Origin of the sequence: Chryseobacterium sp. SIMBA_029 (assembly GCF_046535275.1) — a bacterium.
Lineage (GTDB): Bacteria > Bacteroidota > Bacteroidia > Flavobacteriales > Weeksellaceae > Chryseobacterium.
In genome coordinates this window covers 1-239 of record NZ_JAWRXA010000809.1, presented here as the reverse complement: position 1 = coordinate 239, position 239 = coordinate 1, and the positions used below count along the sequence as shown (strand labels likewise).

The window sequence follows — 239 nt, the reverse complement described above, 5'->3', positions numbered from 1 at the left end:
GCGAATCAAGGTGGGCATTCCGATTCCGAGGTTCACGTACTGCCCGTTGGTGAGTTCCCGGGCAACGCGGGCGGCCAGCTCGTTCCGGGTCCAGCCTTTGGTTTCGTGCTGTTCGACGTCGGCACGCCGGTACTCGTGCCGGACGGCTTCGGGGCGGGGCGGAATGTCTTGGTAGCTGTGGTCGTTCACAGTGCCACCGTCCTCTTCTCGATCCGCTTCTCCGTGGCCGGAGCAACCAC

The 239-nt window shown here is 64.4% G+C and carries 1 protein-coding gene; it reads left to right on the top strand.

What is annotated here, in order from left to right; all coding sequences use genetic code 11:
* A partial coding sequence (locus SB679_RS26150) for a hypothetical protein (RefSeq protein ID WP_410705322.1) occupies positions 1-239 on the top strand: 239 nt, incomplete at both ends.